At 60.2% G+C, this 26,635-nt stretch carries 28 protein-coding genes; 18 read left to right on the top strand and 10 right to left on the bottom strand.

The window, feature by feature from the left end; translation table 11 throughout:
- Window positions 1-13: 13 nt before the first annotated feature.
- Both AC13Q5_RS25420 and AC13Q5_RS25415 read right to left on the bottom strand, forming a co-directional pair.
- Window positions 14-1,810 carry a PAS domain S-box protein gene (locus AC13Q5_RS25420; RefSeq protein WP_488503665.1) on the bottom strand — a complete coding sequence of 599 codons (1,797 nt, stop codon included), beginning with the start codon at window positions 1,808-1,810 and terminating at the stop codon, window positions 14-16.
- 280 nt (window positions 1,811-2,090) lie between these two features.
- Window positions 2,091-2,975: a LysR substrate-binding domain-containing protein gene (locus AC13Q5_RS25415; RefSeq protein WP_075856130.1), complete on the bottom strand. Its 885-nt coding sequence runs from the start codon at window positions 2,973-2,975 to the stop codon at window positions 2,091-2,093.
- Window positions 2,976-3,215: 240 nt separating this feature from the next.
- Here AC13Q5_RS25415 and AC13Q5_RS25410 point away from each other — a divergent pair, with 240 nt between their 5' ends.
- On the top strand, window positions 3,216-4,535 hold the full coding sequence (locus AC13Q5_RS25410) for an MFS transporter (protein ID WP_488503664.1): 1,320 nt from the start codon (window positions 3,216-3,218) through the stop codon (window positions 4,533-4,535).
- 77 nt (window positions 4,536-4,612) lie between these two features.
- Here AC13Q5_RS25410 and ctlX read toward each other — a convergent pair whose 3' ends face one another.
- Both ctlX and ocd read right to left on the bottom strand, forming a co-directional pair.
- Window positions 4,613-5,539, bottom strand: a complete 927-nt coding sequence (gene ctlX, locus AC13Q5_RS25405; protein WP_488503587.1) for a citrulline utilization hydrolase CtlX — start codon at window positions 5,537-5,539, stop codon at window positions 4,613-4,615.
- Between the two features lie 10 nt (window positions 5,540-5,549).
- Window positions 5,550-6,599, bottom strand: a complete 1,050-nt coding sequence (gene ocd, locus AC13Q5_RS25400) for an ornithine cyclodeaminase (protein WP_488503586.1) — start codon at window positions 6,597-6,599, stop codon at window positions 5,550-5,552.
- A 143-nt stretch (window positions 6,600-6,742) separates the two neighbouring features.
- Here ocd and AC13Q5_RS25395 point away from each other — a divergent pair, with 143 nt between their 5' ends.
- Window positions 6,743-7,180 (top strand): Lrp/AsnC family transcriptional regulator, encoded by a 438-nt coding sequence (locus AC13Q5_RS25395; RefSeq protein ID WP_075856133.1) that lies wholly within the window; start codon window positions 6,743-6,745, stop codon window positions 7,178-7,180.
- Window positions 7,181-7,216: 36 nt separating this feature from the next.
- Here the strand turns inward: AC13Q5_RS25395 and AC13Q5_RS25390 are convergent, their stop codons facing one another.
- Window positions 7,217-7,474, bottom strand: a complete 258-nt coding sequence (locus AC13Q5_RS25390; protein WP_075856134.1) for a hypothetical protein — start codon at window positions 7,472-7,474, stop codon at window positions 7,217-7,219.
- 246 nt (window positions 7,475-7,720) lie between these two features.
- On the opposite strand from AC13Q5_RS25390, the gene AC13Q5_RS25385 reads away from it, so the two are divergent.
- Window positions 7,721-8,068, top strand: a complete 348-nt coding sequence (locus AC13Q5_RS25385; protein ID WP_488503585.1) for a hypothetical protein — start codon at window positions 7,721-7,723, stop codon at window positions 8,066-8,068.
- Window positions 8,069-8,155: 87 nt separating this feature from the next.
- On the opposite strand, the gene hutC is transcribed toward AC13Q5_RS25385, so the two are convergent.
- Window positions 8,156-8,911 (bottom strand): histidine utilization transcriptional repressor HutC, encoded by a 756-nt coding sequence (gene hutC / locus AC13Q5_RS25380; RefSeq protein ID WP_457878076.1) that lies wholly within the window; start codon window positions 8,909-8,911, stop codon window positions 8,156-8,158.
- A 194-nt stretch (window positions 8,912-9,105) separates the two neighbouring features.
- On the opposite strand from hutC, the gene AC13Q5_RS25375 reads away from it, so the two are divergent.
- From AC13Q5_RS25375 to solA, 6 genes are all read left to right on the top strand, one after another.
- Window positions 9,106-9,945 carry a transporter substrate-binding domain-containing protein gene (locus tag AC13Q5_RS25375; protein ID WP_075856137.1) on the top strand — a complete coding sequence of 280 codons (840 nt, stop codon included), beginning with the start codon at window positions 9,106-9,108 and terminating at the stop codon, window positions 9,943-9,945.
- A 101-nt stretch (window positions 9,946-10,046) separates the two neighbouring features.
- On the top strand, window positions 10,047-10,772 hold the full coding sequence (locus AC13Q5_RS25370; protein ID WP_075856138.1) for an ABC transporter permease: 726 nt from the start codon (window positions 10,047-10,049) through the stop codon (window positions 10,770-10,772).
- Window positions 10,773-10,782: 10 nt separating this feature from the next.
- A complete protein-coding gene (locus tag AC13Q5_RS25365; RefSeq protein WP_075856139.1) occupies window positions 10,783-11,487 on the top strand; it encodes an ABC transporter permease in 705 nt (234 codons plus the stop codon).
- A 22-nt stretch (window positions 11,488-11,509) separates the two neighbouring features.
- A complete protein-coding gene (locus tag AC13Q5_RS25360) occupies window positions 11,510-12,286 on the top strand; it encodes an ABC transporter ATP-binding protein (RefSeq protein ID WP_488503584.1) in 777 nt (258 codons plus the stop codon).
- Window positions 12,283-13,788: an HAL/PAL/TAL family ammonia-lyase gene (locus AC13Q5_RS25355; protein WP_488503583.1), complete on the top strand. Its 1,506-nt coding sequence runs from the start codon at window positions 12,283-12,285 to the stop codon at window positions 13,786-13,788. Before AC13Q5_RS25360 ends, AC13Q5_RS25355 begins: the two co-directional genes overlap by 4 nt.
- 1 nt (window position 13,789) lies before the next feature.
- A complete protein-coding gene (gene solA, locus AC13Q5_RS25350; RefSeq protein WP_488503582.1) occupies window positions 13,790-14,938 on the top strand; it encodes an N-methyl-L-tryptophan oxidase in 1,149 nt (382 codons plus the stop codon).
- Between the two features lie 20 nt (window positions 14,939-14,958).
- Here solA and AC13Q5_RS25345 read toward each other — a convergent pair whose 3' ends face one another.
- Complete coding sequence (locus AC13Q5_RS25345) at window positions 14,959-15,453, bottom strand: cytochrome b (protein ID WP_488503581.1); 495 nt, start codon at window positions 15,451-15,453, stop codon at window positions 14,959-14,961.
- A gap of 154 nt (window positions 15,454-15,607) precedes the next feature.
- On the bottom strand, window positions 15,608-17,023 hold the full coding sequence (locus tag AC13Q5_RS25340) for an aldehyde dehydrogenase family protein (RefSeq protein ID WP_488503580.1): 1,416 nt from the start codon (window positions 17,021-17,023) through the stop codon (window positions 15,608-15,610).
- A gap of 94 nt (window positions 17,024-17,117) precedes the next feature.
- On the opposite strand from AC13Q5_RS25340, the gene AC13Q5_RS25335 reads away from it, so the two are divergent.
- A complete protein-coding gene (locus AC13Q5_RS25335; RefSeq protein ID WP_488503579.1) occupies window positions 17,118-18,032 on the top strand; it encodes a LysR family transcriptional regulator in 915 nt (304 codons plus the stop codon).
- Window positions 18,033-18,135: 103 nt separating this feature from the next.
- A complete protein-coding gene (locus tag AC13Q5_RS25330; RefSeq protein ID WP_488503578.1) occupies window positions 18,136-18,753 on the top strand; it encodes an O-methyltransferase in 618 nt (205 codons plus the stop codon).
- A 43-nt stretch (window positions 18,754-18,796) separates the two neighbouring features.
- Here the strand turns inward: AC13Q5_RS25330 and AC13Q5_RS25325 are convergent, their stop codons facing one another.
- A complete protein-coding gene (locus AC13Q5_RS25325) occupies window positions 18,797-19,555 on the bottom strand; it encodes an alpha/beta fold hydrolase (protein ID WP_488503577.1) in 759 nt (252 codons plus the stop codon).
- A gap of 50 nt (window positions 19,556-19,605) precedes the next feature.
- Entirely contained in the window at window positions 19,606-21,378 is a 1,773-nt protein-coding gene (locus AC13Q5_RS25320) for a cytochrome c biogenesis protein DipZ (protein ID WP_457879901.1), read from the bottom strand.
- Between the two features lie 114 nt (window positions 21,379-21,492).
- Here AC13Q5_RS25320 and AC13Q5_RS25315 point away from each other — a divergent pair, with 114 nt between their 5' ends.
- The 7 genes from AC13Q5_RS25315 (at window position 21,493) to minC (ending at window position 26,611) form a co-directional block, all read left to right on the top strand.
- Window positions 21,493-21,708 (top strand): hypothetical protein, encoded by a 216-nt coding sequence (locus tag AC13Q5_RS25315; protein ID WP_457879900.1) that lies wholly within the window; start codon window positions 21,493-21,495, stop codon window positions 21,706-21,708.
- Between the two features lie 29 nt (window positions 21,709-21,737).
- Window positions 21,738-22,790, top strand: a complete 1,053-nt coding sequence (locus AC13Q5_RS25310; RefSeq protein ID WP_488503576.1) for an alpha/beta fold hydrolase — start codon at window positions 21,738-21,740, stop codon at window positions 22,788-22,790.
- A gap of 113 nt (window positions 22,791-22,903) precedes the next feature.
- Complete coding sequence (locus AC13Q5_RS25305) at window positions 22,904-23,644, top strand: response regulator (protein WP_075856151.1); 741 nt, start codon at window positions 22,904-22,906, stop codon at window positions 23,642-23,644.
- On the top strand, window positions 23,641-24,963 hold the full coding sequence (locus AC13Q5_RS25300; RefSeq protein WP_075856152.1) for a sensor histidine kinase: 1,323 nt from the start codon (window positions 23,641-23,643) through the stop codon (window positions 24,961-24,963). Before AC13Q5_RS25305 ends, AC13Q5_RS25300 begins: the two co-directional genes overlap by 4 nt.
- A 184-nt stretch (window positions 24,964-25,147) precedes the next feature.
- On the top strand, window positions 25,148-25,564 hold the full coding sequence (locus AC13Q5_RS25295) for an organic hydroperoxide resistance protein (RefSeq protein WP_015343380.1): 417 nt from the start codon (window positions 25,148-25,150) through the stop codon (window positions 25,562-25,564).
- Between the two features lie 119 nt (window positions 25,565-25,683).
- A complete protein-coding gene (locus AC13Q5_RS25290) occupies window positions 25,684-25,827 on the top strand; it encodes a hypothetical protein (RefSeq protein ID WP_488503575.1) in 144 nt (47 codons plus the stop codon).
- A gap of 52 nt (window positions 25,828-25,879) precedes the next feature.
- Window positions 25,880-26,611 (top strand): septum site-determining protein MinC, encoded by a 732-nt coding sequence (minC, locus tag AC13Q5_RS25285; protein ID WP_488503574.1) that lies wholly within the window; start codon window positions 25,880-25,882, stop codon window positions 26,609-26,611.
- Window positions 26,612-26,635 lie beyond the last annotated feature (24 nt).

Raw genomic sequence — 26,635 nt, 5'->3', positions numbered from 1 at the left:
CCTATCGAGGACGCTATTTTGCCGTATCGCGGGCTTGGTCCCAGCCTATGCCTGCTGCAGCGTCGACCTCACAGATCAAGCCGCTGGGCTCGTAACTGACATGGACTTTGCCATTCAACTCCGCCGCCAGCAGGCTTTCGATCAAGCGGGAGCCGAAGCCCTTGCGGGTCGGGGTGTTTACCACCGGCCCTCCCGATTCCTGCCAACGCAGCTTGAGCTGGTCGGTCTCGCCCATTTCCACGGACCAGGTGATCGCAACACGGCCATCCGCCACTGAAAGCGCACCGTATTTGGCGGCATTCGTCGCAAGCTCATGCAGCGCAAGCGATATGGAAACGACGGCTCTCGGCGCAAGCTTGATCGCCGGCCCGGAAATTTCGAACCTGTCCTTCGGATAGGGTGAAAGCGCCTGAGCGATGACGGCGGTCAATTCCGCCTGCTCCCATTGGCCGTGGATCAACAGGTCATGGGCGCGCGCCATGGAGGAGAGCCGCGCTTCGAATGTCTCGACGGATGCCTTGTCGACATCATCGCGCCCGAGGGTCTGACGTGCGATGGCCATGACGGTCGCAAGCACATTCTTGACGCGGTGATTGAGCTCGCCGACCAGCACCGTCTGCAGGCGTTCAGCTTCCTTCTTCGCACTGATGTCATGGGCGGTCTTCGAGGCTCCCACGATCCGGCCATAGGTGTCATAGATCGGCGAGACGCTGAGCAGGACGTCGACAAGTTCGCCGTTCCTGCGGCGCCGCTTCGTCTCATAGGGCTCGACCCTCTGACCTGCGCGGATCCGGGCGAGGATCGTCGTTTCTTCTTCGCTTCGGTCATCTGGGAGGAGCATCGTGACCGATCTGCCGACGGCCTCTTCGGCGGAGTGGCCGTAAAGCCTTTCCGCACCGGTATTCCAGCTTCTGATCACCATGTTGAGATCGATACTGAGGATCGCGTCGTCCGACGAGGCGATGATGGCTGCCAGACGCCGTTCGATTTGCTGTGCCTGCTTGCGTTCGGTGATGTCCGTGACCACCCCGGCGACGCGCTGGATGCGTCCGGAACCATCCCGCAGGCCGGAAACGGCGTTTGCAACCCATACGAGGCTGCCGTCCTTGCGGATATAGCGCTTTTCGATCTCGAAGTTCTCGCCGGTCGCCATCATCGTCTCGAACAGGCGCCTATTCTCGCGCAGATCGTCCGGGTAGGTGATGTCGTCCATCCGCATGCCGAGAAGCTCGGTTTCGGAGTAGCCGACGATCTCGCAGAAGCGCCCATTCACCTGAATGAAGCGGCCATCGAGTTCGCATTGGGCCATTCCCGTCGCGGATTGGGAAATGACGGCGCGGATCCGTTCCTCGCTTTCGCGCAATATCTGTTCGGAACGAACACGCTCCGTCGTCTCATTGACAATGCAGAAGACGCCCAGCACCTTGCCGTCCGCATTGCGAACAGGCGAATAGGAAATGTCGAAGTAGACCGTTTCGGGATAGCCGTAGCGCTCGATGTAGAAGGGGCGATCCTTGGCGACGACGGTCTGGCCGTCGTGAAGGACGGAGCGCAAAAGCGGTTCGAGGTCGTTCCAGAGCTCGGCCCAGTTTTCCCGTGCAGGGTGCCCCAAGGCGTGGGGATGCTTGTCGCCTATCGTCGGTGCATAGGCGTCGTTGTAAAGCGCAACAAAATCCTCGCCCCAGAACATGACGATCTGGGCTCGCGCGGAGAGCATGATATCGACGGCGGCGGTCAGACATGGGGGCCATGCCGATTTTGGACCGAGACTGGTCGCCGCCCAGTCGAAGCCAGAGATAAGCGCTGCCATCTCGTTGGTGTGACTTGCCAGTTCGGGCACGATATTCAGGATGCATCCTCTCTTGAGCGACAGTCATCCTCTAAAGGATGCTTTGGTTCCGCCCACGCTCGCGAGGACTCATAGCATATTCCCTGTCGCGGAGTGCAGAGAGAAAATTCGCTGATTTCAAAGTATTTTAAATAACATAGTAGATACTATAGTAGATCGTTCGTCGCGATCGCAAGTCTCAGTAAACCGCTCGTTTTGACTTTGGATGAGCATCGATCTGTTGCCGATCCGCTTGCGGCGGTCAGGTGTCGGGCCTTGCATGCATTTCGGCCGTCAGCCACCTTTCGAGCGCCAGGGCATCGGGCCTTCCGGCAATGTGCGGTGCGATCCAGAGCACCATGCGGCGCGGTCCCGGCAGGAAACCGAAAGGTGCCACAAGCCGGCCCGACGCCAGCTGATCGAGCACGAGCATCTGCGGCACGACCGCCATGCCGAGCCCGCATGCCGCCGCCTGGATCAGCAGATAGAAATGGTCGAAGGCCGCTTGCGGCGTCAGACGCAGATCCGCCTGTCCGGCTATGGCCTGCCAATCACTCCAGGCTTGCGGTCGTGTCTGCGTGGAGAGGATCGATGCATGTTCCATATCATCGGGACGCAAAATGCCAGAGCGGCTCAGATATTCGGGCGAACAGACAGGGCCGATGGCCTCGCCGCCGAGCTCCCGGATGATCGCATCCTTCGGGGGATCGATGACGCTCGAGCGGATGGCGAGGCTGATCTTGTCCCGGACAAAGTCGATCTGGTCGTAGTTCATGTTGAACTGAAGGGCGATGTGCGGATGGCGCTCGTGGAACTGGCCGATGCGCGGAATGATCCAGCCCATCATGATCGAGGAAGAACAGGACAGCGTCAGCGGGCTCGGGCGCACACGCTCGACGCTTGCCTGCATCAGGCCGAAGGCGCTCGCCAGCCCTTCCGCCAGACGCAGTCCTTCCGGGGTCGGCTCGGTCGAATGCGCCCGGCGGGTCACGAGGATGACGCCCAACGTCTCCTCGAGCCCGCGTATATGCCGGCTGATCGCGCCATGTGTGACGCAGAGTTCGTCTGCGGCCAATGTCATCGACCGGTGCCTGGCAGTCGCTTCGAATGCCTTAAGGGCATTCAAGGATGGAAGAGGGCCGCTCATTCTTTCGATTCCGCTGTCTCGTGATGTGATTTTTCCTCACATGATCGGGAGATTAAATCGTTTGCTTGCGGCTTGTCCATCCCGTTAGAGATCAAGGCTATTCGAGGGCGTATGCGGCCGAAGGCAGGAGCTGGAAGGGAAGTCGGAGTTTCCGTTCTGTCATCAACGCAAGCGGATCGCTGCGTCGTAAGGATTTCAGCACGGGGGGAGGGATTTTCATTGCAGCCCGGTAATCAGGAAATGTCACAGGTCGAGCGCTCGGCCATATCAAAGGTGTCGAAGCGGCTGGTGCCGTTTATCGCCTTGATGTTCTTCATCAACTTCCTTGACCGCACGGCGATTTCCTTCGCCGGGCCGAATGGCATGACGACGGACCTGGCGCTGACGGCAGCGCAGTTCGGTTTTGCTGCCGGCATCTTCTTCTTCGGCTACATCGTTCTTGAAATCCCGAGCAATCTCGCGCTCCATAAATACGGTGCGCGCCGTTGGCTTGCCCGCATCATGGTGAGCTGGGGCATTGTTGCGCTGCTCTTTACCTGGGTATCAAGCGCGACGGAGCTCTATGTGCTGCGCTTCCTGCTCGGGGTTGCTGAAGCCGGTTTCTTCCCGGGGGCGATCCTGTTCTTGAGCATGTGGGTGCCGGCCAAGCATCGCAGCAAGATCCTGGCCCTGTTCTATCTCGCCCAGCCGCTCACGACGGTCATCGGTGCGCCCTTCGCGGCGATGCTGATCCAGATGCATGGTCTCTTCGGTCTGGAGGGCTGGCGTGTTATGTTCTTCGGGGTTGCCGTTCCGGCTGTCATCGTCGGTATCATCACCTGGTTCTATCTTGCTGATCGGCCCGATGACGCAAAATGGCTGACGCAGGCCGAGAAGGATTGGCTGAATCGGGAGCTCGCCGGCGAGGAAAAGGCCAAGGCGGCCGTGCATGGCAAGATGACCGGTCTCGCCTTGACGGATGGCCGCGTCTGGCTGCTATCGGTCATCTATTTCGGGCTGATCTATGGCCTCTATGCGCTGGCCTTCTTCCTGCCGACGATCATTGCCGGTTTCGAGACGAAATTCGGCACGAAGTTCGATGTCTTTGACAAGGGGCTGATCACAGCCGTTCCCTATCTGCCGGCGGCGTTTGCCCTGTTCTTCTGGAGCCGTGATGCGTCCAGGCGCGGTGTGCGGCCGTGGCACATCGGCATTCCGGCTCTGGTTGGTGCCTTCAGCATTCCGGCAGCACTCTATATGGGCTCGCCAGAAGCGACGATCGTCATGATCACCCTGACGGCCTGCGCGATCTTTTCTGCTCTGCCGAACTTCTGGGCCATTCCGTCACGCTTCCTGACCGGACCGGCGGCCGCGGCCGGCATCGCGCTGATCAATACGATCGGCAACATTGCTGGCTTTGCCGCGCCCTATGTGACTGGCGTCGTCAAGGATGCGACCGGCCTTTATCAATTGCCGATGTTCATCGTCGGCGCGCTGATGCTACTGTCGGCGCTGTTGGCCTTCTCTTTGAATGGCAAGGTGCGGGAACCGCAAATTGCCGCTTCAGTCGGCAAGGGTTGAAATCGCCTTGGCGAATTAGTGCAAAGGCGGCCAAAGCTTGGCCGCCTTTGTTGTATCCATTCGTTGCCTTTGTGGGCCTAGCCGCGTGGGGTGAGATGGATGCCTGCCAAGGTGCAGCGCACCGAGCCGCCGGCGCGTTCGATAACGGGAATATCGAGGGCAACGATCTTGGCATGCTTTTCGATTGCCGTTCGCTGCTTATCGTTAAGTGCGACCAGCGCAGTCGTCGAAAGCGCGAGTATCCGGCCTTCCTTGCCTTGAAGCTCAATGGCATTGCCGGCGAAACTGGCGATCTGGGCATTGGTCAGATGTACGATGTCACGACCGGAACGCTCCAGACGGGCGACGATTTCGTCGCGCCTCCGGTCATCGGTCATCATGCTGGTTCCGATCATCGCAAAGTAGGTCGCGACGCACATCAATACGTTAGTATGATAGATCGGTACGGCGTTATCGTCGCGGGCATCGAACACCATCGGCTCGAAATTGAAGTGGGTACAGAAGCGTTCGAGGGCGATCGGATCGGTTCGGTCGGAACGCGCGGCATAGGCGACACGGTCGATGTGATCGAGCACCATCGCGCCGGTGCCTTCGAGAAACAGCCCATCCGGTTCAAGTCCGGAATAATCGACAACATCCTGGACACGGTAACGCTGCTTCAACATCTCGATGATGTCGCCACGCCGTTCGCGGCGCCGGCTCGGCGCTTTCATCGGATAGATTGCAACGTGGCCGCCAGCATGGGTCGAAAACCAGTTGTTGGGAAAGACCGAATCGGGCGTATCGGTACCCTTGTCTTCGAACAGATGAACGACGACACCATGGCCCTCGAGCGTTTCCGAAGCCCGCGTGATCTCGTCGAAGGCCTTGGATGCGAGATCGTCGCCTGCGTCGGAGGGAAGCTGGAAGCTGTTATCGGCTGCCGTTTCGGTGTTGACGGAAAAATGGTGTGGACGAATCATGACCACGGCCGCAGGTGCCTGCGTCGAATAGGCTGCCGGCATGGATGTTTCCTTACCCTGCGCGCTGCAACATGCCGAAGAGATCGCGCGGATCGTCCGGGTCGGCGATGATGTCGAGTTTCTGGAAATAGTCCGTGCTGGCGAGCTTTTCGCGGACGTAACGCAGGGCGGAAAAATCCTCGATCGCGAAACCGACGCTGTCGAACAGCGTGATCTGCCTGTCGCTGCTGCGGCCTTTGGCGCGGCCGCTCACGACCTGCCAGAGTTCGGTGACCGGATAATCCGGGTCCATCTGCTGGATTTCGCCTTCGATGCGGGTCTGCGGCGGATATTCGACGAAGGTGTCGGAGCGCAGCAGGATATCGCGGTGGAGCTCCGTCTTGCCGGGGCAGTCGCCGCCGATGGCGTTGATGTGGACGCCGGCGCCGACCATGTTGTCGGTGAGGATCGTGGCATACTGCTTGTCGGCCGTGCAGGTCGTGATGATATCGGCGCCTTCGATGGCGGCTTGAGCCGAGGTGCAGGGCACAAGCTTCAGGCCGGTCTTCGCAAGATTGCGCGCTGTCTTTTCCGTCGCTCTCGGGTCGATGTCGTAGAGGCGGACTTCCTCTATACCGAGAACCGCCTTCATCGCCAGTGCCTGGAACTCAGCCTGTGCGCCGTTGCCAATCAGGGTGAGGCGGCGCGAATTGGCAGGCGCCAGATGTCTTGCCGCCATCGCCGAGGTTGCCGCCGTGCGCAGCGCCGTCAGCAGCGTCATCTCGGTCAAAAGCACGGGGTAGCCAGTCGAAACCTCTGCAAGCAGGCCAAAGGCCGTCACTGTCTGCAGTCCCTGTGCCATGTTCTTCGGATGGCCGTTGACATATTTGAAGCTGTAGACCGCCCCATCCGAGGTCGGCATCAGTTCGATGACGCCGTCATGCGAGTGGGAGGCGACGCGGGGCGTCTTGTCGAATTGGTCCCAGCGGCGAAAGTCGGCTTCGATGGCATCCGTGAGTTCAATAAGCACGGTTTCGATGCCGACATGATGGACGAGCCGCATCATGTTCTCGACGCTGACGAAGGGAATGAAAGCTCTTTCCGATGGGAGCGGTGCGGACATTCTCGTATCCTCGATGGAAATCATTTGCCCTAGGGTACCAAGCGGATCGATTGACTGAAATCGCAAAACTGTGCCAGTTTTGGCATGGCTTTGTACAAATTACCCATAATTTTTGACGAAATGGACAAGATCAGGATCGCGCGATGACGCTCGCCAAATATATTCCCGATGACCTCGACCGGCGTATCATCGCTCATCTGCGCGCCGATGGCCGTGCTTCGCTCTCCAAACTGTCGGATGCCTTGGGTGTGGCGCGCGGCACGGTGCAGAACCGGTTGGATCGGTTGATCGATACGGGCACGCTGCTCGGCTTCACCGTAAGGGTCCGGGAAGACTATGAAGAGCAAACCGTTCACGCCGTCATGATGATCGAAGTCGTCGGGAAATCGACGACGCAGGTCATTCGTAGGCTGCGGGGCCTGCCCGAAATTTATTCGCTGCATACGACGAACGGCAATTGGGACCTGGTCGCCAATATCCGTGCGACCAGCCTGTCCGACTTCGACCGCGTGTTGCGCGAGGTGCGGATGATCGATGGTGTTGCGAACAGCGAGACCAGCTTGTTGCTGAGCAGCCTCTGATAGGCACATTAAAGGTTGCCGCTCGTAACCGGCCTGTTATGAGCGGCGCGCACGCAATATGCGCTTCCATAGGGTGCCGCCCAGGAAGCGATTGAACAGGATGAAATAGGCGACGATCAGAACGAAAAGCAGCAGCGCCGGCAGGCCATTGAGCTGGAAGCCGTCCGCCGTCTTGCCGCCGAAGACAGATGCAATAATGTAGCCGAAAACCAGGAAGGCGGTCAGGAAATCAAAGATGGCGGCAAGCACGATGCGCCAGGTGGCTGGCTGCGCCGCGGGATTTGTGTCAGACATCGTTGGACCCTATCTCATTTGCAAAAGATGTCGGTAGGAGCGCACGGCCGCTAGCCGACGGACCACATCGCCGATACATCCAATATGGCAGAGCTTTGTCAATCGCGCTGGCGGCCATGGCCGATATAACGAGCCATTTTGGTTCTCTTGCGCGGGGATCGGCCATCAGGCAGTCGAGCCGAACGGAAGCGCAGGCACGCCGTGCCACGTAGCTTGAAAACTCGCGGCTTGTTGTTATGATTTCGTATGGAACTTACGTTACTCGCCTACGCCCTTGCCTGGACCGTGCTCGGCCTGATCGTTGTGACCACGGTCGTCCCGGTCGGGGCGAAGTATCCGTTCATGGCAATGGCGAGCATCGACAGCGTCATCCCGTTCGGCCTTTTGGGATTTCTGTTTGTCATGGCTTACCCCGAAGACCGCCGCATCATTGCTCTTGCGTGCATACTGGTCGCAGCTGCAAGCGAGGCGCTCGCGTTGATCCTGCCGCAGAAGTGTCTGCGGATCGAGCGTGCGATCTTGAAAGTGCTTGCGACGGTATCAGGTCTGCTTTTGGGTGCATTGTTCATGGAGTGCATGCTGCAGGCGTCGTAATTTGCCCGCAGCACATTAAGCCAGTCGACCTTATGCATCCACCGTGCTTTCGCAGAGCAAATGAATGCTCATATCTTCCATATACAACTAGCGGTCCGATGGCTTGCCGCTTTGGCTCTCCAGCCGATAGCGATGTCCTGGATAAACCAGCCGTGCCGTAGAGACGATGCCGCGCGCCGACCATGTGCGTCTCCAGATCGTCAGGCAGGGTTCGGTTTTCAGGATCGTCAGCAGCTTGCATTCCCAGGCCTGCGGCATGACGGCTTCGACGACATGTTCTGAGCCGCTGAGCGGAGCGACAGCCGAGAGATAGGCGTTCGGCGTCATGTCGGTAAAATCCTGCTGCAGGTAGTCGGGTGCAGCGTCTGGGTGGACATGCCGGTCCTCGATCTGCACCGGCACGCCATTCTCGCTATGCACGATCAGCGAATGGAAAACCGGTGATCCGATGCCGAGTTCCAGTGCGTCGGCGACGTCCGGCGAGGCGGCTTCCTGGGCAAGGACAATGACGGTTGCCTGGTGGGAATGGCCGCGTTCGGCGATTTCCTCGGCGATGTTGCGAACCTCGAACAGGGCCGATGCGCCCTTGCGCTCGGCGACAAAGGAGCCGACCCCCTGAATGCGGACAAGCTCGCCTTCATTGGCCAGTTCCCGCAGTGCGCGATTGGCCGTCATCTTGCTGACGCCAAGTTCGACCACCAGTTCGTTTTCGGAGGGAACGCGATATTTGGGCGGCCACTCGCCACTATGAATGCGGTCGAGTATCATCTGCTTGACGCCGGCATAGAGAGGTGCGGCATCATTTTCCGCCAGTTCGCGTTTCATCTCGCCGGAACGCTTCATTGCCTATTCCCTTCGCACCGGGTGAATCTGCCTCGAAAACAACTTTCCCACTTGCATATCATAAATTATCACATATGGTACCCTATACAACCTCGCAATCAACCCTAAAAATTTAATTGGGAAAGCGGGCAAGCCGGCGAAGATCGGTAGGAAGTGCTGCAAGGCCTGTTTCAACCTCAGAGGAGCTCTACACAATGAAATTCAGTGCAATTCTCTTGTCAGGCGTCATGGCTGCCGCCGCGTTTGCGGCTCCGGCTGTCGCCAAGGACTGGAAGACGGCGACGATCACCTTGGAAGGTGCCTACGCCCCCTGGAACATGACAAATGCCGATGGCACGCTCGGCGGCTTCGAGCCGGAGCTTGCCAAGGTTCTGTGCGAACGCGCCAAGATCGACTGCAAGCTCGTCGCCTCCGACTGGGACGGCATGATCCCGGCGCTGAACGCCGGCAAGTTCGATGTCATCATGGATGCTCTCTCGATCACCGACGAGCGCAAGCAGGTCATCGGCTTCACCATTCCTTACGCTGCAACGCCCGCCGCCTTCGCGACCGCCAAGGATAGCCCGCTTGCAAATGCTGCAGGCACCGGCGCCACGATCAAGATGACCCCCGGCCAGACCGGCGTCAAAGAAATCGACGTCCTGAAGGAAGCCTTCAAGGGCAAGACGATCGGCATCCAGGCCGCAACCGTCTATGCCAAGTTCGTCTATGACAATTTCGGCTCGATCGCCACGATCCGCGAATACAAGACCGGCGCCGACCGCGATCTTGATCTGCAGAATGGCCGTATCGATCTTGGCTTCGACGATGCCGTCTACTTCGCGAACGCCTTTGCCAGCGCCAACGACTCGCTTGCCTTCACCGGTCCGGAAATCGCCGGCTCCATCTGGGGCGAGGGCGAAGGCCTGGGCATCCGCAAGGCCGATACCGATCTGCGCGACAAGTTCAACGAGGCGATCAAGTCTGCACTTGCAGATGGCACCATCAAGACCCTGTCGATGAAGTGGTTCAAGGTCGACGTCAGCCCGGAATGATCCGTGCGGCCTGCGGGCCGCTATTTTCGGTCTCCGGCTTTGCTGCCGGGGACCGCATGATATCCTGACGCCTGAAACTGCCACAGACAGGGATTGGATCTATGGCAAGCTTGCAATTGCTGGGCTTCGGCTCGAACGGGTGGGGCGCGCTGCTGCTCGTGGCCACTTTGATGACGCTCGCCGTCACGGCGACGGCTTTGGCCATCGGGGCCGTGTTGGGTGCGATCATTGCTTTCGCGAAGCTTTCCGGAAGCCTGGTGCTGAAGACGCTCGGCAATATCTACACGACAGTCTTCCGCGGTGTTCCCGAGCTTCTGATCATCTATCTGATCTATTTCGGCGGTTCGTCGGCTGTGACATCGATCGGCAAATGGCTTGGTTACGAGGGTTTTCTCGGCCTGCCGTCCTTTGCCGCGGGTGCTCTCGCCGTCGGTATCATTTCCGGCGCGTATCAGGCAGAGGTTTTTCGTGGTGCCTATCTCGCCATTTCCAAAGGCGAGCTTGAGGCGGCGTCTGCAATCGGCATGCATCGTGGCTTGCGTCTTCGCCGCATCATCATTCCGCAGGTCTTCCGCTTCGCCATTCCCGGCCTCGGCAATGTCTGGCAGCTCAGCCTCAAGGATTCCGCTTTGATCTCGGTGACCGGCCTTGCGGAATTGATGCGCACCAGCCAGGTGGCTGCGGGCTCTACGCGCCAATATTTCCTCTTTTTCATCGCCGGCGGCATTCTGTATCTGGTCCTGACCAGCCTGTCGGACCGCATCTTCAACAAGGCCGAACGACGCGCCAATCGCAGCATGCCGGCTGCGACGATCGGCCAGGCTTGAGGAGGAAGATATGGATTTCGATTTTCTCTCGAGCACGATGGTCACGCTGCTGAAAGCAGTGCCGATGACGCTTCTGCTGTTCTTCCTGTCGATTCTGTGTGGCGGCATTCTTGCGCTTGTCATCGTCGCCATGCGCGTCAGCGGCAATCCGATCCTGTCCGGCTTTGCCAAGGGTTACATCTTCGTGTTCCGTGGCTCGCCGCTGCTGATCCAGATGTTCCTGGTGTTCTACGGTTTGGCGCAATTCTCGATCATCCGCTACTCATTCCTCTGGCCGTTCCTGCGTGAACCGGTCGTCTGCGCGATCCTGTCGCTGGCACTTTGCACCGCCGGCTATTCGGCCGAGATTTTTCGCGGCGGCATCCGTGCCGTCTCGCCAAAGGAGATCGAGGCGGCGCGCGCCATCGGCATGTCTGGCTTCCTGCTCGTTCGCCGCATCATTGCGCCGATCGCCTTTCGCCACGCGCTGCCGGCCTATTCGACCGAGATCGTGCTGATGATGAAGTCGACGGCGCTCGCAAGTCTCGTCACGGTCTGGGAGGTCACGGGCGTCGCCCAGCGGCTCATCTCGCAGACCTATCGCACGATGGAAGTCTTCATCTGCGCCGCGATCATTTACCTTGTGCTGAATTTCGTCATTCTGCAGGCCATGGCCCTGCTGGAATATTCTCTGTCCCGCCATCGCCGTGCGATCCCGCCGGCGCTGAAGGCCTAAAGCTTACTGGAGCAGGCAAATCATGCCAGGTGTCACCCGACTTTCCGTCCGCAACATCCGTAAGAGCTTCGGTACTCATGAAGTCTTGCGCGGCATTTCCCTCGATGCTCAGGATGGCGATGTGATTTCGCTGCTCGGCGCTTCCGGCTCGGGCAAATCGACCTTCCTTCGCTGCATCAACCTCCTCGAAATCGCCACCGATGGCGAGATCTGGGTGGATGGCGAGCAGATCCGCATGGTTCACAAGAATGGCAAGAGCTATCCGGCGAGCCACAAGCAGGTGGATCATATCCGCTCCGAACTCGGCATGGTGTTCCAGAGCTTCAATCTCTGGTCCCACATGACCATTTTGCAGAATGTGATCGAGGGTCCGGTTCACGTTCTGAGGCGTCCACGCGCTGAATGCATTGCCGAGGCCGAAGCGCTGCTGGAGAAGGTCGGCATTGCCGACAAGCGCCACGCCTATCCCGCCCATCTCTCCGGCGGCCAGCAGCAGCGTGCGGCGATCGCACGCGCCCTTGCCATGAAGCCGAAGCTGATGCTGTTCGACGAGCCGACTTCGGCGCTCGATCCCGAGCTTGTCGGTGAAGTGCTGCGCGTCATGCGCTCGCTTGCCGAGGAAGGTACGACGATGCTGGTCGTGACCCACGAAATGAGCTTTGCTCGCAACGTTTCCAACCGGGTCGTCTTCATGAAGGAAGGCCTTGTCGAAAGCAGCGGCACGCCGGACGAGATGTTCGGCGGCGGCGCGTCGCCAGCCTTCCGCCAGTTCATCGGTCATTTCGGAAACGGGCAATGACCGTCACCATCGACAAGCTATTGTCCTGGCGCGACGTCGCGCGCGTCGGTGCCGGTGAGCCTTTGTCTCTCTCTGATGTTGCCTGGGAACGAGTTGTCCAGGCAAGCCGTATCGTCGAGCGTATCGTCGAAACGGGCGTGCGCGCCTATGGCATCAATACCGGCGTCGGCGCCTTGTCCGATACGGTTGTTGATCGAGACTCGCAGAGCCGGCTGTCGCGCAACATCATCCTCAGCCATGCCTGCGGTGTCGGTCCCTTGTTGCCGGCGCGCGAGGTGCGTTCGATCATTGCGGCGCAGATCGCCAATTTCGCCCATGGCCATTCCGGCGTCCGGCCCGAGATCGTCCGCCACCTTGCGGCATTTCTGGAACATGACTGCATTCCGGAAATCCCGTCCAAGGGTTCTGCCGGCTATCTCACGCACAATGCCCATACGGCGCTCGTCCTCATCGGCGAGGGCCAAGCTATCGTGAAGGGCAAGTCGATGAGCGGCGCCGAGGCGCTTGCAGCAATTGGCCTCAGCCCCCTGGTGCTCGGCGCCAAGGAAGGCCTGAGCCTCGTGAACGGCACGGCCTGCGCCACCGGATTGTCCGCGCTCGCCGTCTCCCGCGCCGACCGCCTGCTGGATTGGGCCGATGCCATTGCCGCCCTGACGCTGGAGGCCGTGGGCTGCCAGATGGCGGCTTTCGACGAAAACGTGCTGGCGTTACGCCCATCGGCAGGCATTGCCAAGGTCGGCCGCAGCCTGCGCAACCGCCTGAATGGCAGCGGCCTCGTCGCTGCGGCTCTTGGCCGGCGGACACAGGATGCCTTGAGCCTGCGGTCGGTCCCCCACGCGCATGGCGCAGCCTGGGATGTCTTCGAGCAGACGGCTCGTATCGTCGATCAGGAACTGGCTTCGGTGACGGATAATCCGGCTGTTTCGGGCACGCCGGAACAGCCGATCGTCTCTTCCGAAGCGCATGCGGTGGCTCCGGCCCTCGGACAGGCCGCCGATAGCCTGGCGATTGCCATCGCTCAGATATCAGCCATGAGCGAGCGCCGGACGGATCGCCTCGTCAATCCATTGGTCAGCGGCCTGCCGCCCTTCCTCGCGAGCGATCCCGGCAGCCATTCCGGCTTCATGATCGCGCAATACACGGCAGCCGCGCTCAGCAACGACAACAGGCGCTTGGCCGCTCCCGCATCGCTTGATGGCGGCCTGACCTCCGGCCTTCAGGAAGATTTCCTTGCCCATCCGACAGCGGCCGCCGGCAAGCTGCTCACCATCCTCGACAATGCCGAATACATCCTGGCGATCGAGCTGATGGCGGCGGCGCAGGCTCACGATTTTCTCGTCTCGCAGGGAACACGGGCGGCGGGAACCGAACGTGTCTACACGGCGGCTCGTTCATGCGTGCCGATCTATGGCGACGATCGCCCGCTGAATGCGGATATGGAAGCCTTGCGGGACATGATCGCTCAGGTCGCGCCACCTGCCAAAAATGAAACTGGAGCATAAGATGCCTGCGGAATTCGACGTTGCCGTCGTCGGCCTCGGCGCGATGGGAAGTGCTGCCGTGTCTTTTGCCGCCGCTCGCGGTGCGAAGGTAATCGGCATCGAGGCGCATTTCCCCGCTCATGCGCTCAGCTCCTCGCATGGCGACAGCCGTCTGATCCGCCTCGGCTATTTCGAGGACCCGTCCTATGTCCCGCTCTTGAAACGAGCCTATCAAAATTGGCGCTCGCTCGAGGCGCGGTTGCGCGCCGAGATCCTGACGGTGACCGGCGTTCTGCAGATTGGCGCTCCCGGCAGCAAGATCGTCAGTGGCACACGTGCCTCCTGCGATATGCATGGATTGTCGCATGAAATACTCGACCGTGACGCCATGAAGCGCCGCTTTCCGGCCTTCGCGCTGGAGGAAGGCGAGGTCGGGCTGCTTGATCCGCAGGGCGGGTATGTGCGTCCGGAAGCGGCGGTCATGGGCTATCTGAAGCTTGCGGCGGAAGATGGTGCTGTGCTGCATTTTGGCGAACGCATTGTTGCCATTGAGCCCGATGATGCAGGCGTGACGGTGGTTTCCTCGACAGGACGATATCGCGCTCGCAAGGTGATCGTGGCAACCGGTGCATGGATCGCCGAGCTGGTGCCGCAATTGCAGGCGCATGCGCAGCCGATCCGGCAGGTGGTCGCCTGGTACCAGCCAAAGGGTGGCTTCGTCGCCGAGCCGCAGCGCATGCCCTGTTTCTTGCGCGACGAAGGGGCAGACGGCTCCTATTTCGGTTTCCCGGCCATCGGTGTCGATGGCGTCAAAATCGGCCGCCACGCGCATTTCAGGGAGCCGATCGACCCGACCATGCCCAATCCGCCGGTCAATGACGCCGACACCGATCTGCTTGACGGCTTTGCCCGCAAGCGCTTGCCGGAGGCAGCATCGTTTCGCGCGCGGGCGACGACCTGCCGTTACACCATGTTACCGAGCGAGGATTTCCTAATCGATACAATGCCAGGACAGCCAAATGTCGTGGTCTCGTCGGCCTGTTCCGGCCACGGCTTCAAATTTACGAGCGTTGTCGGCGAGATTCTCGCCGACCTGGCGCTTGAAGGCGGCAGCGCACTGCCGACGGCTCTCTTCTCCTTCGAGAAGCACTTTGGCGGCCAATCGGCTTAGCCGCCAATCTCGCGGACGGTCTAGCCGATTGTCATACGTCGCAGGACATCCGATTTGAAATAGAAGTGCTGAGCAAACGCTCCGAAGATGTGCAGCACGACGACAATCCAAAGCAGCGTCTTGATCGGGCCGCCATGGACGAAGGCGGCGGTATCGATACCAAAATAATAGGCGGCTATTCCCGATAGGGGCATTGCGAAGATCAGTGCATAGAGCAGGAAATGCGTGATACTTGCGATGTAGTGCAGAAACGCGGGCTGACCGTCCGGCAACGCTGGGACATCGGACACCAGTCTCAAGCCAAGGCGCACGATAGCCAGCAGCAGGATCGCGATCCCGGCATAGGCATGGATATTGGCGCTGGAGATATCGGCCGGCGTCGGGATCTGCCCGTGGCGCACGAGACGCCGCCAGGCGTTCATGCCATCGGGAAACAAGAGATTGAAGAAGATGAGGATGGCCATAAGCCAGTGAAGAATGCGTTGCGGAACAGAATAGGTCGATCTGGCAGGCATCGGATCTCCTTAGATTGGAATTGTTCTAAAGGTAGAACATGATTCTAACGATAACCTGAATGCGAGCACTTTGGGGGCTGAGGCGGTCCGCTCTGCGTTGCTAGCCAGGGAGATATCCCGGAGAGCTATCAAGCTTCTCCGGGACTTCGTTGCATCAGCTCAACACGGCGCGTGGCTCGAGAAAGGACTCGAGGCCGAAGACGCCGAATTCGCGGCCCACGCCGGATTGCTTGAAGCCACCAAAGGGGGCTTGCGGCTCGTGCGGCGCACCGTTGATGACGACGCGGCCTGCGTCGATCTGCTCGGCGATCCGCTTTGCCCTGGCGACATCGGAGGAAAAGACATAGGCCTGCAGGCCGTAGACCGTGTCGTTGGCGATTTCGAGCGCATCTGCTTCATCACGATAGGGGATAACACACAGCACGGGTCCGAAGATCTCTTCGCGCGCGATCCTCATGTCATTGTTGACGCTGGAGAAGATCGTCGGGCGAACGAACCAGCCGCGATTGAGCCCTTCGGGCCGTCCTTCGCCGCCGACGACGAGCCGGGCGCCTTCCTCCTGGCCGAGGCGGATATAGGATTGCACGCGATCCCACTGCTTCTGGCTGACCATCGGGCCGACGCTGACCGTCGGGTCGTTGGCGTTGCCGACCTTGAGCGTCGCAACTGCCTGGGTCAGTCGATCATGGATTTCCGCCAACCGGCTTTCGGGAGCGAGAATGCGGGTGCCGGCGATACAGGCCTGACCGCTATTGGCAAAGCCGGCTGCAAGGACCTGCGGAATGACGGTATCGAGCTCGGCATCGTCCAGAATGATGTTCGGGCTTTTGCCGCCAAGTTCCAGTGTCACGCGCTTCAGGGTCGCAGATGCGGCTTGAAGGATAGCCCGGCCCGTTACCGTCGAACCGGTGAAGCTGATCTTGGCGATGTCGCGATGGCTGCTGAGAGCGGCACCCACGACATGGCCGTAGCCATTGACGATGTTGAAGACACCATTCGGCAGGCCGGCCGCGTGCAGGCATTCGGTGATGAGCTGCGTCTGGATCGCGCTCATTTCCGAGGGCTTGATCACCATGGTCGTGCCGGCTGCAATGGCAGTCGCGAGCTTGCTGCAGATAAAGCCATAATTGCTGTTCCAAGGGGTGATGGCGGCGGCGACGCCGGCAGGTCGCATCTCGACTTCGGCGTGGCCGATGCGACGGCGAAATTCGTAGGTCTCGAGCGTCTTCGCCATATTGAGGAAGGCGCCGGCGGCGTGCGGCACCGAAAAGCCGATGAAGGATGCCGGCGCGCCATATTCCTCGCGCATGGCGTCGGTGAGATCGGCGGTACGTGCTGCGACCGCATCGTGCAAGCTTTGCAACATGGCGATACGCTCGGCTTTCGAGCTTTGCGACATCGTCGGAAATGCCGTCTTGGCAGCGCGGACGGCATTGTCGACATCCAGCTCGTCGCCAAGATGTACGATGCCGATCTGTTCTTCGGTGGCCGGGTTGAAAAGAGGGGCGCTCTCCGTGCCGTGCGGCCGAACGAAGCTGCCGTTGATATAGATGGTTTCTATCCTGCGCATATGCGTCTCCTTTATCTTTTCGAAAGAGGTAAGACGCGCTATCTGTTCGGTCTAGTAGGACAGAAATGGACAGGCTGATGAGAAAAATCGCGCAATGAAGGCAAGTCTGGCGGAGCTTGAGGCGATCGCGGCCGTTGCGCGCCATGGCGGCTTCCGCGCGGCTGCGCGCGAGCTCGGCATGTCCTCCTCCGCGCTCAGCCATGCGGTTGCTGCGCTGGAGGAGCGCCTGTCCGTGCGGATATTCAACAGAACAACGCGCAGCGTGACGCTCTCGGATGCCGGGGAACGTTTCGTTGCGGAGGTGGCTCCGGCGCTGGCTGTGATCGACAGGGCGATCGAAAATGCGGGCCTATCTTCCGGTGCGGTATCGGGCACGCTTCGCCTCAACATGGCGCCGGGTGCCGCGCGCATACTTCTTGCGCCGCTTATCCTCGAATATGGCCGGCGCTATCCCGATGTCGAAATCGAGATCGTCACCGATAACGCCCTCGTCGACGTCATCGGCAAAGGCTTCGATGCCGGTGTGCGCCTTGCCGAGTCCGTGCCAACGGATATGGTCGCAATACCCATCCTTCCGACGCTGCGCTCGCTTGTGGTCGGCTCGCCTGCCTATTTCGGCAACAGGTCGCGCCCGCTCGTTCCCGACGATCTCCTGCAGCACCGTTGCATTCGTGCCCGCATGGCGAGCGGCAAGCTTTATCGCTGGGAGTTCGAGCGGCACGGTCAATCCATTCTCATTGATGCGCCGGGAAGCCTCATTCTCGATGCTTCCGACCTGATGCTGAGCGCCGCACTCGATGGGGCGGGGCTCGCCTATATCAGCGAGGGTGCCGTTGCCGACCACATAGCCGCCGGCGAGCTGATCTCCGTGCTGGAGGATTGGAGCCCACCCTATCCGGGGCTCAGTCTGTATTTCGCCCAGCGACGCCAGATGCCGGCGCGGCTGCGGGCGCTGATTGAGCTGATCCGCGAGCAGAACGCCTCCAGCGGAACGCCGAGGAAAGATTAAGTTTCGGACATAAATCTTCATGGCGCTTGAGCGCCGCCACATCGGGAGGTAGCCATGTTCCCTCGGAGATTATCGAAACGATTGCTTGGAAGGTGAGTTTGCCATGGACCAGAACATCGAAGCCGTTCTCGAAGCCTATCATGAGCTTATTCGCGAGGAGCACAGCAAGCCACGGGAAATTCCGGCAGGCGGGCGCGATGGCGGCCAGGATCGACGCCTGCGCGCCGTCGGACCGGAGACCGGTCGTCTGCTCAATATTCTGGCGAAAAGCCTCAAGGCGCCCATCATTCTCGAGCTTGGGACCTCCTTCGGCTATTCCGGCATCTGGTTGGCCGAAGCCGCGCGCGCAAGCGGCGGGAAGCTCATCTCAATGGAGCTGCACGCCTACAAGACCGAATTTGCCAGGGAGATGGCCGAAAAGGCAGGGCTGTCGGAGCATATTGATTTCCAGATCGGCGATGCTGTGGAGATGATCAAGGCGCTTCCCGGCGGCGTCGATTTCGTTCTGGTCGACCTGTGGAAGGATCTCTACATTCCCTGCCTGGAAGCCTTCTACCCGAAGCTCAATCCTGGCGCGATTATCGTTGCCGACAATATGTTCATGCCCGGCAATGAGGACGTGAAGCGATACGGCGAGGCCGTTCGCGCCAAGCCGGGGATCACGTCCATTCTGTTGCCGGTCGGCTCCGGGATCGAAGTCAGCCGCTACGATCCCGCATAAGGGAAAACGGCGGCCCCATTCATGGGGCCGCCGGCCGTTTGCTTTACTTGCCGGCTTCCTTGGCTGCTTTTTCGATCACGGCCGCGACCTTTTCCGGCTGTGAAGCGAAGACAGCGTGGCTTCCCTTTATTTCGGTGACATCGCTGCCGGCGCGCTTCGCCATATCACGCTCAAGGTCCGGATTGATGGAGCGGTCGTTGGTCGCGACGACGGCCCAGCTCTTCTTTGCCTTCCACGAGGGATCGCCGACTTTGGCGGTAAAGGCGGCCTTCGATGCAAAGACTTGCGACCTCGCCAGGAAAGCGGCCTCGTCCTTCGGCAGGTCTGCGGCAAAGTCGGCTGCGAATGTCGCCGGATCGAGATAGAGATATTGACCGTCCTTGGTCTCGCGGATGTTCATGCTACCTGCCGGCTTGGAGCTCGCGAGGCTGATCAGGCTCTCGCCCTTGTCCGGCTGAAACGCCGCGACATAGACGAGGCCGGCTACATCTGGGCGATTGCCCGCTTCGGTGATGACCATGCCGCCATAGCTGTGGCCGACAAGCAGGCTCGGCCCGGTCTGAAGGTCGAGTACGCGGTTGGTGGCAGCGACATCGTCGGCAAGCGAGGTAATCGGCTCCTGCACCACAGTGACGTTGAAGCCGTCCTTCTCAAGGATATCGGCGGCCTTGCGCCATCCCGAACCATCGGCAAGGGCGCCGTGGACGATGACGATGTTCTTGACCTCGGCTGCCTGTGCGGCAAAGGCAAAAGTGCTTGCGGCAAGACCGAGGGCGAAGAGGGAAAGAAAACGGGTCTTCATGGGTGTAACTCCTGTCAGTTGAGGTTCATGCTTGGGGTGAAGAGGGAATTTCAGCCGAAGGTGAAGGCGTAGGCCTGGACCCCGGGATCGAGGAAACGGATTTCGAAGTTGCGGGCGGTGACGTCTCCAGACTGGCGGACGAGCTGGTAGAGCTTGGTTGCCGTCACGGTGCCATTGCCGTCGGCGTCGATATCGGAGCCATGGTTGGCGCCGGGCGCCTTTCCGTCCACGGTCACCTGAAAGCGGATCGGCTTTCCGTCAGCCGAGGGTCCAAGGACGAGGTGCAGGTCGCGGGCGCTGAAGCGGTAGCTGATGCCACCGCCTGCCTTGTTCAGCGATGCCTCTTCCGGGCCGACCGTCCAGGTGCCCGCCAGACCCCATTGGTTGAGGCCGGGATTGGCAACGGAATAGTCGGCCGCGGTATCTGCCTTCAGGCCTTCGGGGGAGACGAAGCCGGTTGCCTGGCTATAGCCGACATAGGTCTCGCCGGAGCGGATATGACCGAGGTCCGGGCTTGCTTCCGCACCCTTAGCATCCGGAATAACCGAGCCGCTCTGGGCCATGTCGCTGCCGGCTTCGCGCAGGAGATCCTGAATTGCCTGCTCGGTCTGGCGATAATTGCCTTCACCGAAGTGCTGGTAGCGGATCTGCCCCTTGGCATCGATCAGGTAGTGGGCCGGCCAGTAATTGTTCTCGAAGGCGCGCCAGATGCGGTAGTCGTTGTCGATTGCGACCGGATAGCCGATCTTGAAGTCGGCGATCGCCTTCTTGACGTTATCGACGTTCTTTTCGAAGGCGAATTCGGGAGCATGGACCCCGATCACGACAAGACCCTGATCCTTATACTTTTCCGCCCAGGCACGAACATAGGGGATAGTGCGGATGCAGTTGATGCAGGAATAGGTCCAGAAGTCGACCAGCACGACCTTGCCGCGAAGCTCGGCCGTCGTCAGCGGTTGCGAATTCAGCCAGGTGACGGCGCCATCGAGGGAAGGGGCGGGGCCTTCGATGGGAAGGTCGCTGCGGAAGGGGCGTCTGGCGTCGGTTGCAACCTTCATGGCGCTATTGCTGGCAACCTCGGTTTCCGGAGCCGAAGCCTTGCTGTGCAGCTTCTCGAGCAAAGCCTGTTCGAACGAGCCAGTGCTTGCATAGGAAAGGCGGGCGAGCAGCCCGGTATCGAATCCAAGCGCGATGGCCGCAACGCCGGCCAGAACGGCCGCTCCCGCGAACTGGCGGATGCGTTCGCTGACACCAAGGGACTGCTTCATGCGCGCAAAGATCTTGCCGCCGGCAAAGAGGGCGACGGCAAGCGATGTCGCAGCACCGGCACCATAGGCAAGCAGCAGGAATGTCGTCTGGAGATTGGCACCCTTCAAGGCGGCGCCAGTGAGGACAAGCCCGAGAATCGGGCCGGCGCAGGGCGCCCAGAGCAGGCCTGTCGCAATGCCGAGTACGAAGGAGCTTCGGACGCTTGCAGTCGCGCGCTGAGCACCGGCGGCATTCAGGAGATTGTTGCCGAGATCGACGACTGGCCGCGAAAGCGCAGTCGCGATGCGCGGTGAAATCAAGCTCAGGCCGAAGAGTCCAAGCAGCACGATTGCCGCGAGGCGACCATATTCATTGGCACGGATCGCCCAGGCACCGCCGACGGCGGCAAGGGTCGCAACAGCAGCAAAGGTGAGCGCCATGCCCGCCAGCATGGGCAGCGTGCTACGGACGAAAGGCTGTCCGGCGCGGGCAAAGACGAAGGGAAGGATGGGCAGGATGCACGGACTGAGGATCGTCAGCGCACCGCCGAGATAGGCAATGATGAGAAGCGTCATCGTCTTGTTCCTTTAGAAGCGATTGACCGGCTACCAACGGCGACGTGCCGTGTTCAGCAGTGACGCTATCTGCCGTCGACGACGTATCTCGAATGTGTCTGGTTGGATGGGAGAATGTACCGAAACGTCGATGTTCCCGGCTTCGATACATTGCGATACAAACTGGCGGATTTGGGTGCGATTTCGCTGGTGGTTCAGCTGCTTGCCGATGCGGTGGGAGAAAAGGGACCGGATTGTATCAGACTGTATCTGTGCGGCCTGAAGCTACACAGATATTCAAAAGGCGGCCGTCTGCGACACATCGGCGATACATGCGGCTGGCTTTCTTAAGCTCACGATCCAATCCACAGGAGAGACAGATGTCCGACGAAATCAATCACAACCGCCGCCGCTTCTTCGGCATTGCCGCAATCGCTGTCGCAGCCGCCGAGTTCGGCCTGCCTGGCATCGCCGGCGCACAGGAAACCAAGGCTTCCGCTTCGGCTCTGCCTGCCGTCAAGGCCGGCACCCACACTTCCTTTGGTGCGCTGAAGCAGATCAACGCGGGCGTGCTCAATGTCGGCTATGCGGAAGCTGGTCCCGCCAACGGTCCGGTCGTGCTGCTGCTGCACGGCTGGCCTTATGACATCTACAGCTTCGTCGATGTCGCTCCGCTCTTGGCGGATGCCGGCTATCGCGTCATCGTTCCCTATCTGCGCGGCTACGGCACCACCACCTTCCTTTCGAAGGATACACCGCGCAACGGTCAGCAGGCCGCGCTTGCCGCTGATATGATCGACCTTCTCGATGCGCTGAAGATCGAAAAGGCTGTCATTGCCGGCTACGATTGGGGCGGACGTACCGCTGACATCATGGCAGCGCTTTGGCCCGAGCGTTGCAAGGCTCTGGTTTCGGTCAGCGGCTATCTCATCGGCAGCCAGGAAATCAACCGCAAGCCGCTGCCGCCGAAGGCCGAGCTTGCCTGGTGGTACCAGTTCTATTTCGCCACCGAGCGCGGCCGTCTCGGCTACCAGGAAAATCGCCACGATTTCGCAAAGCTGATCTGGCACACCGCCTCGCCGCAATGGGCTTTCGATGACGCTACCTATGATCGCTCGGCCGCCGCATTCGACAATCCCGATCATGTCGATATCGTCATCCACAATTACCGCTGGCGGCTTGATCTCGTCGAGGGCGAAGCGAAGTTCGATGCCTATGAAAAGAAGCTTGCCACCGGGCCGGTGATTTCGATCCCGACGATCACGATGGAAGGCGACGCCAACGGCGCGCCGCATCCGGAACCGTCGGCTTATCGCGGCAAGTTCTCGGGCAAGTACGAGCACCGCACCATCACCGGCGGCATCGGCCACAACCTGCCCCAGGAGGCCCCGCAGGCTTTCGCCCAGGCTGTGATAGATGTTGATCGTTTCTAGTTCAGCGGTAGCGTGCGGGAAGGCGCCGGCTTAAGCTGGCGCCTTTAGCTGTTGGCGCCGTAAGGGAAGAATATTCGTAGCTTGATGCTTACGATGATGAGTGGGAAATCGAAATGGAACATGTCGACCATATCCTGATCGTGGATGACGATCGGGAAATCCGTGAGCTGGTGTCGAGCTATCTGAAAAAGAATGGCTTGCGGGCGACGACGGCTGCCGACGGCCGGCAGATGCGCAGCTTCCTCGAGGCTAATTCGGTCGATCTGATCGTGTTGGACGTGATGATGCCGGGAGACGACGGCCTTGTGTTGTGTCGCGAGCTTCGCGCCGGAAAGCACAAGGCGACACCCGTCCTCATGCTGACGGCGCGCGATGATGAAATGGATCGCATTCTCGGCCTCGAAATGGGCGCGGATGACTATCTGGCAAAGCCCTTCGCCGCTCGCGAACTACTTGCCCGTATCAAGGCGGTTCTGCGCCGCACACGCATGCTGCCGCCCAACCTGCAGATCAGCGAAGTCGGCCAGATGCTGGTCTTCGGGGATTGGCGGCTCGATACCGTTGGGAGGCATCTGCTCGACAAGGACGGCACGGAGATCACGCTCAGCGGCGCGGAATATCGTCTGCTGCGCGTCTTCATCGACCACCCTCAGCGGGTGCTCAATCGCGATCAGCTGCTGAACCTGACGCAGGGCCGCGACGCCGATCTCTTTGATCGCTCCATCGACCTGCTCGTCAGCCGTCTCCGCCAGCGGCTGGGGGATGATGCACGCGAGCCGATGTATATCAAGACGGTTCGCAGCGAAGGCTATGTTTTCTCCGTTCCGGTGGAAATTGCGGAGCTTCGCTCATGAGCATGGTCGACCTCTCAGGTCACCGGCCGTGGTGGCCCAGAACCCTGCGTTCGCGCATCTTTCTGATCCTGCTTGCCGGGCTTGCGATCGCCTACGGCTTGTCCTTCAGCGTGCTCTATCTGGAGCGCTACATGTCGGCCAAGGCCGTCATGCTCGGCACCTTGGAGAGCGATGTTGCAACGTCGATCGCAGTCCTTGATCGTCTGCCGGCGGATGAGCGGGCGAACTTCGTCGATTGGCTGAGTCGCGGCAATTACAATTTCGAACTGGGCGACGGCCTGCCCGGCGTGCCGGATACGTCGGTCCGTGGCGGAGAAATCGCCTCCAAGATCGAGGATGCCGTCGGTCATCGCTTTCCCATCACAATGGAATCGATACCAGGCCCCGTCATGCGCTTGCAGGCGCATCTTAACCTGAGCGATGGCAGTCCGCTGACGATCGATGTCACGCCGAAGGGCATTATGCCGATTGCGGCCTGGCTGCCCTATGTCTTCGTCGTGCAGATGCTGTTGATTGTCCTTTGCACTTGGTTTGCGGTGCGACAGGCGATCCGGCCGCTCGCCGAATTCGCCGCCGCCGCCGATGCCCTCGACCCAAACAAGAAGGGGCCGGCATTGAGCGATCGGGGGCCAAGCGAGGTTGCGCATACGGCCAAGGCCTTCAACGCGATGCGCGACCGGATCGCGCATTATCTTGAAGAGCGCGTGCAGATTCTCGCAGCCATCTCGCACGATCTGCAGACGCCAATCACCCGCATGCGCCTGCGCGCCGATATTGCCGACGATTCGCCCGAGAAGACCAAGCTTTTGCAGGATCTCGGCGAGATCGAGCGTCTGGTACAGGACGGGATCGCATATGCGCGCAGCGCCCATGGCAATGGCGAGAAGAGCGCGCGCATCGATCTTGCCTCCTTCATCGAAAGCATCAGCTACGACTATCAGGACACCGGCAAATCCGTCGAGATTCTCGGCCTCATCCAGGGGACGGCGACAACGAAGCCGCATGCGCTGCGTCGCATCCTCACCAACTTCATCGACAATGCCCTGAAATTCGCCGGCGCGGCGGAAATCGCGGTGGAACGCAGGGAGACGGGCCAGATCACTATAACGGTGCTGGACCGTGGCCCCGGCATTCCGCAGGAGCAGATCGAGGCGGCCATGCAGCCCTTCTTCCGGCTGGAGCAATCGCGCAACCGCAACACCGGCGGTGCTGGGCTTGGGCTGGCGATTGCCCAGCAGCTCGCCCAGACGCTGGGCGGTTCCGTGAGGCTTTACAATCGCGAAGGCGGTGGTCTTGCAGCCGAGGTCGTTATTTCCTGATCGGTCTCAAAAGATTTTCGGGCGATTTGTAAGCGTTTGTATCCGGCCTGTTAGGCTCTACGTTTTGTAACACTTCCGGCGATTTCGGAAACATGCCGGATACGTCGATCCATCAAAAACAACTCCGTCAACAGACGTTGCCCCACGCCACAACAGAGCGGGCGACGCAACAAAGGAGTGTTCCGTGACCAAGATCGATAAGGTTCTCTATACCGCCAAGACCCACACCATCGGCGGCCGCGATGGCTCTGCCCGCAGCGATGACAATCAGCTGGATGTCAAGCTTTCGCCTCCGGGCAGCGCCCATGCCGGCACCAATCCCGAGCAGCTCTTTGCAGCCGGCTGGTCAGCCTGCTTCATTGGCGCTATGGGCCTTGCCGCGGGCAAGCGCAAGGTCAAGCTTCCGGCCGATCTTGCTGTCGATGCAGAAGTGGACCTCGGCACCACGGAAGGCGCCTACTTCTTGCAGGCCCGCCTGACCGTCAGCATGCCCGGCATCGAGCCGGAGCTCGCACGCACGCTGGTCGAAGAGGCACATCAGACCTGCCCATATTCGAAGGCTACCCGCGGCAACATCAATGTCGAGCTGAAGCTCGCCTGAGAATCACCCACGCCTCGCAATTGCGCGCCGCGCCGGAAAGGTGCGGCGCGCAGAATCGTTAATTTTTATCACATCGAATTTCAGGCAGGGCAGGTCATGCCTTGCGCATGGAGGATCACATGAAGGCTATCATTCTTCTCCTTGCAGGAGCTGCGATTTTCGCCGCTCCATGCGTCTACGACCCCGGTTCGAACGAGCCTTCGGCACTCGCGAGCATCGCTGTTTTATGGGGCGGTTCGGGCGCGAATGAAGCCCAGTATTAACCACTTGTTAACCATATGAGCGGTACACAGGATCAACGATTTATTCACATAGATGACCAAAGTGCTAACAGACGCTCGTTCGATCCGTATCAAGGGCCGCTCATTTCTTGCGGTCATGCTTTCGCCGGATCTTCCGCTGGATCAGTGGTTGACAAGGCTTGACGATCTAGCAGCCCGTTCGGCCGGCTTCTTTCTGGGGCGGCCGGTCGTGCTCGACATCACCGATCTGCCGATCGACAAGGCGCAGCTCAAGGAGCTGATATCAGAGCTTTCGGCCCGCAATGTCAGCATCATGGGCATCGAGGGCGGTCGCCCGTCGATATCAGGGCCTGGCATGCCGCCGATCCTGAAGGGCGGGCGTCCTGCCGCTGATTTCGAGGTCTCCGAGGCCGAGCCGGTGGTGGAGCGCCGCAACAGCGAACCCAAGGCACCGCCGCCGGAAATCCGGCCGGTCACGCAGTCGCTGATCATCCGCGAGCCGGTGCGTTCCGGCCAGTCGGTGATCTTTCCGGAAGGTGACGTCACCGTCATCGGTTCGGTGGCATCAGGCGCGGAAGTCATCGCCGGCGGATCGGTCCACATCTACGGCGCCCTTCGCGGCCGCGCCATGGCGGGCTCGATCGGCAATGCCTCGGCGCGAATTTTTTGCCGCAAGCTCGAGGCTGAGCTTCTGGCGATCGATGGAATCTACAAAATGGCGGAAGACGTATCACCCAGCCTCAGAGGGCAGCCTGTCCAGCTCTGGCTGGATGGTGAAACGATCATGGCTGAAAAACTAATCTGAGCCGAAGCCGGCCAAAACAGGAGA

It is taken from the genome of Martinezella sp. CNPSo 3964 (genome assembly GCF_057784375.1).
The sequence above is the reverse complement of the archived record's forward strand: the minus strand, read 5'-3'. Positions and strand labels throughout refer to the sequence as shown.